This window comes from Enterobacter sp. HK169, from assembly GCF_001719105.1.
GTDB classification, from domain to species: Bacteria; Pseudomonadota; Gammaproteobacteria; order Enterobacterales; family Enterobacteriaceae; genus Enterobacter; species Enterobacter asburiae_B.
Map to the genome: position 1 here is coordinate 1,095,700 of NZ_CP017087.1, position 13,138 is coordinate 1,108,837.

Genomic DNA, 13,138 nt, shown 5'->3' on the forward strand with positions numbered 1-13,138 from the left:
TTTTCGTTTTATCCGTAAAAAAACAGAGACAGCGGCTGAGCCGCTGTCTCTTTTCTAACAATAACAGTAAGTTACTCAGTAACGATCGTCTGAACCTGTGCAGGACCCGGGTTATACCAGCCCCAGCCAGGGTAGCCGTAACGATAAGGATGTGGACCCCACATCCACGGATCCATCGGCTGAGGCGGCATGATCACCTGCTGTGCCAGCCGCCAGCGTTTATACCCGTTGACCTGCATGGTCATAAATTTATACGGCGTGCTGCCGATTTTGCCCTGCACGGCGCCGGTAATCGGCCCGACGACGGTCACCAGCTGCCCGCGAAAATCGACCGGATCGAGGAAACCGCTGACGTCCGCATAGATACGTCCGCGAGAGGCCTCACCCAGTACCGGCCGCGCGCCGCTGTCCAGCGGAACGGTCGCGATCTCCAGGCGGGTTTTCCCCTGCTGGTTTTGTACGTCGATGACCTTACCGCCAAAGCGCGCTTCCTGGCCGACGTAAAGCTCAGGCGCATTCATCACCCGAACCAGATCCTGCTGTGGCGTCGGGCTGCTGCCCTTAATCGCATCAGGAACGGAAACGCATCCGCTCAGTGCTATGGCAACCGCGCCTGCCATAATAAGGCGTACTACTTTAGTCTGAACCGCCATGATGCGACTCCTTTTTCTCAGTTCCTGTTACTGAGATTCACTCGCGGCCCGGAAGTTTCTTCCACGCAACGGTGTTTCGCAAATAAACCGGCTCCGCGTGTTCAACGGCAACGGTTTTTCCTGCTGCGAGCAGCTGGCAGGCAATCGGAAGCATATCTTCCGCAGCCGGCAGCAGCATGTTGCCGTCCACCAGCGTCACCCCGGTGTCGTTTGCCATGTCAGGCCACGCCGGCCAGCCGGTGCCAACGGTTGCCCACTCGCCGGAGAGCTGCTGCAGTCGTTCAGTAACCGCTTCCGGCTTAAGCACGGCTTCCGTCTCTTCGCCGTGCCACACGCCCTGCTCGTCGCGGGTGTATTCGGCCCAGTAAACTTCGCCCATGCGGGCATCAATCGCGGCCAGGACGCGCGTTGCCCCGGTCATGCGCCATGCGCCCTGCGCCATCGTGGCGAGGGTAGAGACGCCAATCATCGGTAGTTCAGCGCCCAGCGCCAGCCCCTGCGCAATGCCAATCCCGATACGTACGCCCGTAAAGCTGCCGGGGCCACGGCCAAAGGCCAGCGCATCGAGGTCGGTTAAGGAGGTGTTGCCCTGGGTTAAAATGGCTTTTACCAGGGGCAGAATGCGTTGGGTGTGTTCCCGTGGGCACTCTTCGAAATGAGCAGAAACAGCACCGTCGTTCAACAGAGCGACAGAGCAAGCCTCTGTCGCGGTATCAATAGCCAGAATTCGCATCAGTCGTCGCGCTCTCGCAAGGGTCAGTCACAAAATGGCGCGCATCTTAGCACACTCCGGGGTAAATTACTCCGCCGTTGGGTTTGCCAGGAAACGCACCGCGCGTTTTATGTCCCGCGTCCGCGGCGCGGGCGGCAGGCTGGCAAGGAAGGTCGCTCCGTAAGGGCGCATCACCAGCCGGTTATCGCAAATGACCAGCACCCCGCGATCGGTAACGTCGCGGATCAATCGCCCTACCCCCTGCTTGAGCGTAATCACCGCATCCGGCAGCTGTACCTCATCGAAAGGATCGCCCCCGCGCAGACGGCAGTCTTCCATGCGCGCCTTCAGCAGCGGATCGTCCGGAGAGGTAAACGGCAGCTTATCAATAATTACCAGCGAGAGCGTATCGCCGCGCACGTCCACCCCTTCCCAGAAGCTGCTGGTTGCCACCAGCAGGGCATTTCCGGCGCTGACAAACTGCTGTAACAGCTGGCCTTTACTGGTTTCACCCTGCAGCAGCACCGGCAGCGTCATGGTGGCGCGGAACTGCTCGGCGAGGTCACGCATCATGGCGTGAGAGGTGCAGAGCATAAAGCAGCGGCCGTTGTTGGCCTCGATCATCGGTTTTAACATCGCGGCCAGGTGGCGCGCCGCCCCCGGCTGGTTCGGCAGCGGCAGATTACGAGGCACGCAAAGCAGCGCCTGTTTTTCGTAATCGAACGGGCTCGGCAGGAGCAGCGATTCCGCATCCTCAATGCCAAGACGTTCCGTGAAGTGATGCAGATCGTCATTCACCGACAGGGTTGCCGAGGTGAAGATCCAGCTTCCCGGTTTTTGCGCCATCACCTCTTTAAACTTATCCGCTACCGTCAGCGGCGTGAGCGCCAGGGTGAAATGCCGCGAGGTGCACTCATACCAGTAGCTGAACCCCGGCTGGTTAATCTCTTTCAGCCGTTTGAGCCGCCCGCGATAGAGCGTGGCGCGTTCGAAGGCCGCGTCCAGCAGCGCGGAGCGGCCAAGCGACAGCTTTGCCACGTCGTAGCAGAGTTCGAGGGCATCATCGAGCAGCAGCAGCGCGCGCTGGATGTTTTTGTCCGCCAGAAGCTCGCGCAGGTTACCGCGATAGCCCGGCTCACCAAGCTGTAAGCGGAAATCCTGCGCGCTTTGGGCCAGACGGTCGGCGCACTTCTGCAGCTGCTGGGTATCTTTGAGTTCGGTCCGGTAAGCGATGGTGAAATCTTTCGCCAGATCCTGCAGCTGGCGGCTGGAAAGCGACTGGCCGAAATACTGGCTGGCGATGTCCGGAAGCTGGTGGGCTTCGTCGAAGATCATCACGTCCGCCTCCGGGATCAGCTCGCCGAAACCGCTGTCCTTGACGACCATATCCGCGAGGAACAGATGGTGGTTCACCACCACCACATCCGCGTCCATCGCCGTTTTGCGCGCTTTCACTACAAAGCAGTCTTTATACAGCGGGCAGTCGCTGCCGAGGCAGTTGTCGTTGGTGCTGGTCACCAGCGGCCAGGCAGGCGAGTCTTCCGGCACGCTCGCGCAGGTGCTTATATCGCCCTCTTCGGTCTGGTTCGCCCAGGCGCGAAGGATAATGACGTCGCTGAGGGTTTGTACCGGCAGGTCGCCGCCCGCCAGCGCCTGCTGCTCAAGACGTTCCAGGCAGAGATAGTTGGAGCGCCCCTTCAGCAGGGCCAGACGACCTTTGTATTTCAGCGCTTTCGCCACCGTGGGCAAATCGCGACTATAGAGCTGATCCTGCAGCGCCTTCGATCCGGTGGAAATAATCACCTTCTTCTTCGCGCGCAGCGCCGGAGCAAGGTAAGCATACGTTTTACCCGTACCGGTTCCGGCCTCGACCACCAGCGGCTGAGCCTTATCGATGGCGCGTGCAACGGCGTGCGCCATCTGGCGCTGAGGCTCACGGGGCTTGAAGCCGGGAATAGCCTGCGCTAATTGACCTTCAGGGGAAAAATCGTCTGCCACGGTGCTCTCTCACTGTATTTTTGCACAGGGATTATGTCAGCCCAACCTCTCCTGTGCCACCCCAAATAGTGACGACACGAGAACAATATGGCAGTCTTGCCGCCTGACGACGAAAAATAACGAGGAAACGTTTATGACAATTGTGCGCATTGATGCCGAAGCCCGCTGGTCTGATGTGGTGATCCATAACCAGACGCTTTACTACACCGGCGTACCGGCTAACCTGGACGCGGATGCGTTCGAGCAGACGGCTAACACTCTGGCGCAGATTGATGCGGTGCTGGAAAAACAGGGCAGCGACAAATCCCGCATTCTGGATGCGACGATTTTCCTGGCAAACAAAGATGATTTCGCGGCGATGAACAAAGCCTGGGATGCATGGGTGGTGGCGGGTCACGCGCCTGTACGCTGTACCGTACAGGCCACGCTGATGAAGCCGGAATATAAGGTAGAGATTAAGATTATCGCGGCGGTGTAAGCCCGATTACTCTTCTGGATCTTCATCTTCATCTTCGAATCGCGCCACGATCCGCTCGCCGGAATGACTGGCGCGAATCTCCTCGGCGACAACCGTAATCGCCTGTCCGCTGCTCATCCCCTGGGACATCAGTTCCTGAATTCGCTCAACCGCTTTCTGCTGCTGTTCATGGCTCAGAGAAGGTAAACCTGCAAACATCGTCAACTCCTGCTAAATTATTCGCGCTAATTATTTCACGCTGCCCGGTAGTATGCCACACATGAACATGCGCTTCCCCACTGTTATTACCTTGCCCTGGCGTGCAGACGCCGCCGAATTCTGGTTTGCCCGCCTGAGCCATCTTCCGTTTGCGATGCTGCTGCATTCTGGCCATGCGGACCATCCCTATAGCCGCTTCGACATTCTGGTGGCCGATCCGCTAAAGACGCTAACAACCGATGACCTGTCGTTAACGGACGATCCCCTGAAGCAGCTGCAGCAGGCCATTAACGCGCTGGGCTTATCTGCCGCGCCGAACCCGGACCTCCCTTTTCAGGGGGGCGCGCTGGGTCTGTTTGGCTACGATCTGGGTCGCCGTTTCGAAACGCTGCCGGAGCATGCGCAGGCTGATATTTCCCTGCCAGACATGGCCGTGGGGCTGTATGACTGGGCGTTAATTGTCGATCATCAGAAAAAAACGGTTTCCCTGCTGAGCCATCATGACGTGCAGGCGCGTCTGGCGTGGCTGGAGGCGCAACGGCCTGCCCCGGCAGAGACGTTTACCCTTACCTCTGGCTGGCGCTCGAACATGACCGCAGCGGAGTATGCCGAAAAATTCGCGCGCGTTCAGGCGTACCTGCAAAGCGGTGACTGCTACCAGGTTAACCTCGCCCAGCGCTTCCAGTCGACATACCGGGGAGATGAGTGGCAGGCGTTTACCCGTCTTAACGCCAGCAACAAGGCGCCGTTCAGCGCGTTTGTCCGTCTGGAACAGGGGGCCATACTCAGCCTGTCACCCGAGCGCTTTATCCATCTGGCCGAGGGTACGATTCAAACCCGTCCGATTAAAGGCACGTTACCGCGTCTTGCGGACCCCGATGCCGATCGCCAGCAGGCGGAAAAGCTCGCCGCCTCGCCGAAAGACCGCGCCGAGAACCTGATGATTGTCGACCTGATGCGTAACGACATTGGCCGCGTCGCCGAACCGGGCAGCGTGCGCGTGCCGGAACTGTTTGTCGTCGAGCCTTTCCCGGCGGTGCATCATCTGGTCAGTACCATTACCGCGCGTCTACCCGCCTCTCGCACCGCCTGCGATCTGCTCCGCGCCGCGTTTCCGGGCGGCTCCATCACCGGCGCGCCAAAGGTACGGGCGATGGAGATCATTGATGAGCTGGAGCCGCACCGCCGCAACGCCTGGTGCGGCAGTATCGGCTATATCAGCCTGTGCGGCACCATGGATACCAGCATTACCATTCGCACGCTGACGGCCTGCGACGGAAACCTTTACTGCTCGGCCGGGGGCGGCATTGTTGCCGATAGCCAGGTCGATGCGGAATATCAGGAAACCTTTGATAAAGTTAACCGTATCCTGAAACAACTGGAGTAATCACGGGTGGAAAAAGAGAACCTGACGCTGGACAATTTTTTATCTCGCTTTCAGCTATTACGACCGCAGGTCAACCGCGAAGCGCTGAACCAGCGTCAGGCGGCCGTGCTGATCCCGGTCGTGCGTCGCGCGCAGCCGGGCCTGCTGCTCACCCAGCGTTCTCCCCATCTACGCAAGCACGCGGGTCAGGTCGCCTTTCCGGGTGGCGCAGTGGACAGCTCCGACGCCTCGCTGATTGCCGCCGCGCTGCGGGAAGCGCAGGAAGAGGTTGCCATTCCGCCGGAGGCCGTTGAGATCATTGGCGTGCTGCCGCCCGTCGACAGCGTTACCGGTTTTCAGGTCACGCCGGTGGTGGGCATTATCCCGCCTGGCCTACAGTATCACGCCAGCGTCGATGAAGTTTCAGCGGTGTTTGAAATGCCGCTCGAAGAGGCGCTCCGGCTCAGCCGCTATCATCCGCTCGATATCCATCGACGGGGGCATGACCATCGGGTCTGGTTGTCCTGGTATCAGCATTATTTTGTCTGGGGCATGACGGCGGGCATCATTCGTGAACTGGCGCTGCAAATCGGCCTGAAACCTTGACTATACTTTACATTCCACCCTTTTTCGCAGGTTTGCGATCCGCGTCGCGCTATTAGCAAAACCCATCGTTAACCATTAGTTTAATTCATGTGAATAGTTAAGCCGAGGTCGGTGTTCCCTCTTACACTATGCGCAGTTATAACATCGTTACTGGAACCCCGGTAACCCTGTCAGGAGTGTGAAAGTGATTAGTATATTCGACATGTTCAAAGTGGGAATTGGCCCTTCGTCTTCCCATACTGTTGGCCCGATGAAGGCCGGTAAACAGTTCGTCGATGATCTGGTCGAAAAAGGATTACTGGAAAGCGTTACCCGTGTCGCCGTGGATGTTTACGGCTCGCTGTCATTAACGGGTAAAGGCCACCACACCGATATCGCCATTATTATGGGTCTGGCAGGCAATATGCCGGATACCGTAGATATTGATGCCATCCCGGCATTCATCCGCGATGTGGAAACACGCGGCCGCCTGCTGCTGGCAAACGGCCAGCAGGAAGTCGATTTCCCGCAGGATGACGGCATGCGTTTCCGTAGCGACAACCTGCCGCTGCACGAAAACGGCATGACCATTCACGCTTACAGCGGTGAAAAAGAGATTTACAGCAAAACGTACTACTCCATCGGCGGTGGCTTCATCGTGGATGAAGAGCATTTTGGCAAAGACAGCGTCGGCGACGTCAGCGTACCTTACCCGTTCAAATCGGCTACAGAAATGCTGGGCTACTGCAAAGAGACCGGTCTTTCACTGTCCGGCATGGTGATGCAGAACGAACTGGCCCTGCACAGCAAAAAAGAGATTGAAGACTATTTTGCGAACGTCTGGCAAACCATGCGCGCCTGTATCGACCGCGGGATGAACACCGAAGGCGTTCTGCCGGGTCCACTGCGCGTACCGCGTCGTGCCTCTGCCCTGCGCCGTATGCTGGTGACCACGGACAAGTTCTCCAACGACCCGATGAACGTGGTCGACTGGGTAAACATGTTTGCCCTGGCGGTTAACGAAGAGAACGCCGCCGGTGGTCGCGTCGTGACGGCGCCAACCAACGGCGCCTGCGGTATCGTTCCGGCAGTGCTGGCGTATTACGATCACTTTATTGAGCCCGTGACGCCGGACATCTACATCCGCTATTTCCTGGCGGCAGGTGCCATCGGTGCGCTGTACAAAATGAACGCCTCCATCTCCGGTGCGGAAGTGGGCTGTCAGGGTGAAGTGGGCGTTGCCTGCTCCATGGCGGCGGCAGGTCTGGCAGAGCTGCTGGGCGCAAGCCCTGAGCAGGTCTGCGTGGCGGCGGAAATCGGTATGGAACATAACCTCGGTCTGACCTGTGACCCGGTCGCGGGCCAGGTGCAGGTGCCGTGCATCGAGCGTAACGCGATTGCCTCGGTGAAAGCCATCAACGCCTCACGTATGGCGATGCGCCGTACCAGCGAACCTCGCGTATCGCTGGATAAGGTGATTGAAACCATGTACGAAACCGGCAAGGACATGAACGCGAAATACCGCGAGACGTCCCGCGGTGGCCTGGCCATTAAGGTGCAGTGCGACTAATACTGCCTTTCGCCCATCTGCAACGGATGGGCGAATTTCCCTCTTCTTTCTCGTCTCCTTCTGCTTTCCCCACTACACTTTTACTGTTGCGTCCGGCTTTTGTGGCTGGTGGCTTATCAGGCGACCGTTCATGCAAACTGCACAAACGATCATTAAAAACTATCGCCGAAAACGCGTTATCGTCTGTGTCACGGTTGCGCTCCTCACGCTCATCCTGACGTTAGGCATTCGCTTCATTTCACAGCGCAATGTTAACCAACAGCGGATCCTCGATTTTACCAGCCACACCGTACGCGCCCTTGATAACGTCCTGCTTTCTTTAGAGAACCGCCGCAGCGTGCTGCAGCCCCTGGTAGGGCAGCCCTGCCCGCAGGCGCACCTGGCGCTGCGAAAGCAGGCCGCCATTTTGCAGACGGTACGCTCCATCGCCCTGATTAACGAGGGTATCCTGTATTGCTCAAGTATTTTCGGGAGCCGCAATGTGCCCGTTCGCGACTTCCTGAAAGAATTACCCGCCAGCACGGCGAAGCTGATTTTATCGAGCGATCAGTGGCTGCTTAAGGGTAGCCCGATATTGATCCAGTGGTATCCCGTCTCACAGGACGGTGAAGCTGGCGTTATCGAAATCATCAATATCGATCTGATCGCCAAAATGATCCTCGAGCCCCAGCGCCCGCTCATCAATGACGTGGCGCTGACCGTAGGCGATCGCTTTCTGCGCTATGGACAACGCGTCAGCGACAGCCTGACGTTTGATGAGGAGGGCTCTCTTTTCCAGCAATCGTCAACCCGAAATCCTTTTACCATTACGGTCAGCGGGCCAGGCCCTGGAGAGTTAGCCTTAAAAAGCCTGCCAGCCCAGCTGCCGCTTGGACTCATGCTCAGCCTGCTGCTGGGCTATCTCGCCTGGCTGGCAACGGCAAACCGGATGAGCTTTACGTGGGAGATCGATATGGGCATTGCGGCGCGGGAATTTGAGCTTTTCTGCCAGCCGCTGGTGAATGCCCGTACCCAGGCGTGCACCGGCGTGGAGATCCTGCTGCGCTGGAATAACCCCCGTCAGGGTTGGATCACCCCGGAGGTGTTTATCCCTCTGGCAGAAGAACATAACCAGATTGTCCCCCTGACCCGCTATGTCATCGCCGAAACGGTGCGCCAGATAGGCTACTTCCCTTCCAGCGCTGGTTTTCACATCGGTATTAACGTCGCCGCCAGCCATTTTCGTCACGCGGCATTGATACAGGACCTGAACCGCCTCTGGTTCAGCGCCGGTCCGCGCCAGCAGCTGGTGATTGAACTCACGGAACGGGATGCGCTGCTGGATGCGGATTATCGCATCGTGCGCGAACTGCATCGCAAAGGGGTGAAGCTCGCCATCGACGATTTTGGTACCGGGAACAGCTCCCTCTCCTGGCTTGAAAAGCTGCACCCGGACGTGCTGAAAATCGACCAGTCGTTTACCACCGCCATCGGTACCGACGCCGTGAACTCGACGGTGACGGATATGATTATTGCGCTGGGTCAGCGGCTGAATATCGAACTGGTTGCTGAAGGGGTCGAGACGGAGGAGCAGGCGCGCTACTTGCGCCGCCATGGCGTGCCTGTCCTGCAGGGGTTTTTCTATGCGCGGCCCATGCCGCTACGGGATTTTCCGAAGTGGCTGGCGGGAAGTTCATCCCCGCCAGCGCATCATAACGGGCACATCGTGCCCTTAATGCCGCTGCGCTAAGCCGGCTTACTCATCTTCGTCGTGGGCTGATTGTTCTTTAACAATGCGAACCATATCAACGCGATAGTCGTTGGCTTCAACGATCGTAATGTGCAGCGGCGCCAGCTCGATCACATCGCCGACGCGCGGGATTTGCCCGTTAACCGCGATCACCAGGCCGGCAACGGTCGCGATGTCTTCTTCATCGTTGATCACGTTTTCCAGCCCCAGCGTGTGCGAGAGCGCGTGCAGGTCGGTGGTACCTTTAACCAGCCAGCCTTCACCGTCGGCAACGATCTCTGGCGTTTCGTCGGCATCCGGGAATTCACCGGCAATCGCTTCCAGCACGTCCAGCGGCGTAACCAGCCCCTGCACCACGCCAAACTCGTTGGTGACGATAACAAAGCTACCGCGAGCGCGGCGCAGCACCCCGAGCAGGTTGATAGGATCCAGCGTTTCCGGCACGACAATCGCAGGCGACGCGGCGGCAACGGCTTCCACGTTGACGCCCTCTTCCAGGGCCACCAGCATCTCTTTCGCCCGCACCACGCCGATTATCTCATCCAGCTCTCCGCGACACACCGGGAACAGGCTGTGCGGAGAAGAGAGCAGCTGCTGGCGAATTTCATCGACGCTCAGGTTTGCATCGACCCAGCTAATTTCCCCGCGCGGCGTCATGATGCCGCGCAGCGAACGGGAGGCCAGGGAGAGCACGCCGTTAATCATGTAGCGCTCTTGTTCCACAAACGCCCCTTCCGGGACCGGAACCGGGTTATGGTTTTCGGAATCAGACTGGACGTTCACCTGACGACGACCGCCCATCAGGCGCAGAATGGCGTCTGCGGTACGGGCGCGCAGCGGCTGATTCGACTGCTGCTTAATAAAGTTACGGCGTGCAATCTGGTTGAACAGCTCGATCAGAATCGAGAAGCCAATCGCGGCGTACAGGTAGCCTTTCGGAATATGGAAGCCAAAACCTTCCGCCACCAGGCTCAGACCAATCATCAGCAGGAAGCTCAGACACAGCACGACCACCGTCGGATGCTGGTTAACGAAGCGCGTCAGCGGCTTCGAGGCCAGCAGCATGACCGCCATCGCAATGACAACAGCCGCCATCATTACCGGCAGATGATTCACCATGCCGACCGCCGTGATCACCGCATCCAGCGAGAAGACCGCATCAAGCACCACGATCTGCAGCACCACCACCCAGAAGCTGGCATAGCCTTTACCGTGCCCATCATCGTGCTGACGGTTTTCCAGCCGCTCGTGTAGCTCCGTCGTCGCTTTGAAAAGCAGGAATATCCCCCCGATCAGCATGATTAAATCACGCCCGGAGAAGGTGTAATCCATGACGGAGAACAGCGGTTTGGTCAGCGTGACCATCCAGGAGATGACGGAGAGCAGCCCCAGTCGCATAACCAGCGCCAGCGAGAGACCAATCAGACGCGCTTTATCACGCTGTTTTGGCGGCAGTTTGTCCGCAAGGATGGCGATAAACACCAGGTTATCAATGCCGAGAACAATCTCCAGCACCACCAGCGTGAGCAATCCTACCCAGATTGACGGGTCCATTAAGAATTCCATGACAAGCTCCTGCTAAAGGAATGACGAAACGGTGCCCCACTCAACGTGGGCAAAACAGAGGTAAACAGAGTCGATACGTGGCGAGGATCGCCGGTGAATAAGGCGCGAAATGGCCTGGTTGATGACTGACGTCGGTGACGGTCCATATAGTGGGCTGTAACCCTATACTCCTGAACGATTAAACGGAGGCTAAACATATCAGAGACACTGTGTTTTTAGCAAAGATTTACGTTCCTTTGCAAAGTTCTGTAACACAGCGGCTTTACGCTACAGATAAATCTGTAACGCGTGGCTAAATTACGGATCTTCATCACATAAATTATTTTTTCACTATCTAAAATAATTCGCGGAAGTCTTAGTTTTTTTGAACTCTAACCCTTATCTGAATCGATTCGGTTCGCCAATACGATTCTCAGTACGACTGCCTGGCAGACGTATTAATGATAATAAAAGGAGGTAGCAAGTGACCATTGCTATTGTCATAGGCACACATGGTTGGGCTGCTGAGCAGCTACTCAAAACGGCAGAGATGCTGTTGGGCGAGCAGGAAAACGTCGGCTGGATCGATTTCGTTCCCGGTGAAAACGCCGAGACGCTGATAGAGAAGTACAACGCTCAACTCGCGAAGCTGGATACCAGCAAAGGCGTGCTGTTTCTCGTTGATACATGGGGCGGCAGCCCGTTCAATGCCGCCAGCCGCATTGTCGTCGATAAAGAGCACTATGAAGTTGTCGCCGGGGTTAATATTCCCATGCTGGTGGAAACCTTCATGGCTCGCGACGACAATCCGGCGTTCGATGAGCTGGTGGCGCTGGCCGTTGAAACCGGTCGCGAAGGGGTAAAAGCTCTGAAGGCGCAGCCGGTTGAAAAACCTGCCCCTGCATCTGCAGCGGCACCTAAAGCGGCAGCACCGGCAAAACCGATGGGCCCGAACGATTACATGGTCATCGGCCTTGCGCGTATTGATGACCGCTTAATCCACGGCCAGGTCGCCACGCGCTGGACCAAAGAGACCAACGTTCGACGCATTATCGTGGTCAGCGACGAAGTTGCCGCCGATACCGTTCGTAAAACCCTCCTGACTCAGGTTGCTCCTCCTGGCGTTACCGCGCACGTCGTGGATGTCGCCAAGATGATCCGCGTGTACAACAACCCGAAATATGCGGGCGAACGCGTAATGCTCCTGTTCACTAACCCGACAGACGTTGAGCGCATTGTTGAAGGCGGCGTGAAAATCACCTCCGTGAACATTGGTGGTATGGCATTCCGTCAGGGCAAAACGCAGGTCAACAACGCCATTTCAGTCGATGCGAAAGATATCGAGGCATTCAACAAGCTGAATGCGCGCGGTATTGAACTGGAAGCCCGTAAGGTTTCTACGGATCAAAAACTGAAAATGATGGATTTGATCGGCAAAGTTGGGAAATAAGCCCGCGCCGGTTCTCATATAAAGTTTATGTAATAGGAGAAGTGCAATGGAGATTACCACTCTTCAGATTGTGCTGGTGTTCGTCGTCGCATGTATTGCGGGTATGGAATCCGTACTTGATGAATTTCAGTTCCACCGCCCTCTGGTGGCCTGTACGCTGATTGGGGCCGTTCTGGGTGACATGAAAACCGGTATCATCATCGGTGGTACCCTGGAAATGATCGCCCTGGGCTGGATGAACATCGGCGCAGCGGTTGCGCCCGATGCGGCGCTGGCCTCTATCATTTCGACCGTTCTGGTTATTGCTGGTCACCAGAGTATTGGTGCCGGTATCGCCCTGGCGATACCGCTGGCTGCAGCAGGCCAGGTTCTGACCATCATCGTTCGTACTATCACCGTTGCCTTCCAGCACGCGGCGGATAAGGCGGCCGAAAACGGCAACCTCACGGCACTGTCGTGGATCCACGTTTCGTCCCTGTTCCTGCAGGCGATGCGTATCGCGATCCCGGCGGTTATCGTGGCGATCTCTGTTGGTACCAGTGAAGTCCAGAGCATGCTGAACGCCATTCCAGAAGTGGTCACCGGCGGTCTGAACATCGCGGGCGGCATGATCGTGGTCGTTGGTTATGCGATGGTCATCAACATGATGCGCGCAGGCTATCTGATGCCGTTCTTCTACCTCGGCTTCGTGACCGCTGCCTTCACCAACTTCAACCTGGTTGCACTGGGTGTGATTGGTGCGGTAATGGCGATTCTCTACATCCAGCTCAGCCCGAAATATAACCGCGTCGCGGGTGCCCCAGCGCAGGCAGCTGGTAACAACGATCTCGATAACGAACTGGACTAACAGGTGA

Annotated in this window: 13 protein-coding genes; 7 read left to right on the forward strand and 6 right to left on the reverse strand. The window is 57.3% G+C overall.

Translation table 11 applies throughout. The features are described 5' to 3' along the window. Positions 1 to 71 precede the first annotated feature (71 nt). The 3 genes from EnteroDNA1_RS05290 to EnteroDNA1_RS05300 form a co-directional block, all read right to left on the reverse strand. Positions 72 to 653: a Slp family lipoprotein gene (locus EnteroDNA1_RS05290; protein WP_032658483.1), complete on the reverse strand. Its 582-nt coding sequence runs from the start codon at positions 651 to 653 to the stop codon at positions 72 to 74. 37 nt (positions 654 to 690) lie between these two features. Next, a complete protein-coding gene (tsaB, locus tag EnteroDNA1_RS05295; protein ID WP_038417432.1) occupies positions 691 to 1,386 on the reverse strand; it encodes a tRNA (adenosine(37)-N6)-threonylcarbamoyltransferase complex dimerization subunit type 1 TsaB in 696 nt (231 codons plus the stop codon). A gap of 66 nt (positions 1,387 to 1,452) precedes the next feature. Beyond that, on the reverse strand, positions 1,453 to 3,363 hold the full coding sequence (locus EnteroDNA1_RS05300) for an ATP-dependent DNA helicase (protein WP_039263631.1): 1,911 nt from the start codon (positions 3,361 to 3,363) through the stop codon (positions 1,453 to 1,455). Positions 3,364 to 3,496: 133 nt separating this feature from the next. Between EnteroDNA1_RS05300 and EnteroDNA1_RS05305 the strand changes: the two genes are divergently transcribed. Further along, positions 3,497 to 3,841, forward strand: a complete 345-nt coding sequence (locus tag EnteroDNA1_RS05305; RefSeq protein ID WP_008500498.1) for a RidA family protein — start codon at positions 3,497 to 3,499, stop codon at positions 3,839 to 3,841. Between the two features lie 6 nt (positions 3,842 to 3,847). Here the strand turns inward: EnteroDNA1_RS05305 and EnteroDNA1_RS05310 are convergent, their stop codons facing one another. Further along, complete coding sequence (locus EnteroDNA1_RS05310; protein ID WP_033145823.1) at positions 3,848 to 4,039, reverse strand: YoaH family protein; 192 nt, start codon at positions 4,037 to 4,039, stop codon at positions 3,848 to 3,850. A 61-nt stretch (positions 4,040 to 4,100) separates the two neighbouring features. Here EnteroDNA1_RS05310 and pabB point away from each other — a divergent pair, with 61 nt between their 5' ends. From pabB to EnteroDNA1_RS05330, 4 genes are all read left to right on the forward strand, one after another. Then, on the forward strand, positions 4,101 to 5,426 hold the full coding sequence (pabB, locus tag EnteroDNA1_RS05315; RefSeq protein WP_058841382.1) for an aminodeoxychorismate synthase component 1: 1,326 nt from the start codon (positions 4,101 to 4,103) through the stop codon (positions 5,424 to 5,426). A gap of 6 nt (positions 5,427 to 5,432) precedes the next feature. Then, on the forward strand, positions 5,433 to 6,011 hold the full coding sequence (locus EnteroDNA1_RS05320; RefSeq protein WP_064672710.1) for a CoA pyrophosphatase: 579 nt from the start codon (positions 5,433 to 5,435) through the stop codon (positions 6,009 to 6,011). Positions 6,012 to 6,195: 184 nt separating this feature from the next. Next, positions 6,196 to 7,560, forward strand: coding sequence for an L-serine ammonia-lyase (sdaA, locus tag EnteroDNA1_RS05325; RefSeq protein ID WP_023312197.1), 1,365 nt, complete (start codon positions 6,196 to 6,198; stop codon positions 7,558 to 7,560). Positions 7,561 to 7,690: 130 nt separating this feature from the next. After that, the gene (locus EnteroDNA1_RS05330) at positions 7,691 to 9,289 is read left to right on the forward strand and encodes an EAL domain-containing protein (RefSeq protein WP_048979890.1); all 1,599 of its coding nucleotides are present in this window, start codon (positions 7,691 to 7,693) and stop codon (positions 9,287 to 9,289) included. Between the two features lie 6 nt (positions 9,290 to 9,295). On the opposite strand, the gene yoaE is transcribed toward EnteroDNA1_RS05330, so the two are convergent. Together yoaE and EnteroDNA1_RS22675 are read right to left on the reverse strand one after the other, a co-directional pair. After that, on the reverse strand, positions 9,296 to 10,855 hold the full coding sequence (gene yoaE / locus EnteroDNA1_RS05335; protein WP_033145827.1) for a CNNM family cation transport protein YoaE: 1,560 nt from the start codon (positions 10,853 to 10,855) through the stop codon (positions 9,296 to 9,298). Then, complete coding sequence (locus EnteroDNA1_RS22675; RefSeq protein WP_372584218.1) at positions 10,843 to 11,052, reverse strand: protein YoaL; 210 nt, start codon at positions 11,050 to 11,052, stop codon at positions 10,843 to 10,845. The genes yoaE and EnteroDNA1_RS22675 overlap by 13 nt, the downstream gene beginning before the upstream one ends. Before the next feature lie 266 nt (positions 11,053 to 11,318). On the opposite strand from EnteroDNA1_RS22675, the gene manX reads away from it, so the two are divergent. Together manX and manY are read left to right on the forward strand one after the other, a co-directional pair. Continuing rightward, positions 11,319 to 12,284 (forward strand): PTS mannose transporter subunit IIAB, encoded by a 966-nt coding sequence (gene manX, locus EnteroDNA1_RS05340; RefSeq protein ID WP_039263635.1) that lies wholly within the window; start codon positions 11,319 to 11,321, stop codon positions 12,282 to 12,284. A gap of 46 nt (positions 12,285 to 12,330) precedes the next feature. Further along, positions 12,331 to 13,131 carry a PTS mannose transporter subunit IIC gene (gene manY, locus EnteroDNA1_RS05345; RefSeq protein WP_008500490.1) on the forward strand — a complete coding sequence of 267 codons (801 nt, stop codon included), beginning with the start codon at positions 12,331 to 12,333 and terminating at the stop codon, positions 13,129 to 13,131. The last annotated feature ends 7 nt before the right edge of the window (positions 13,132 to 13,138 follow it).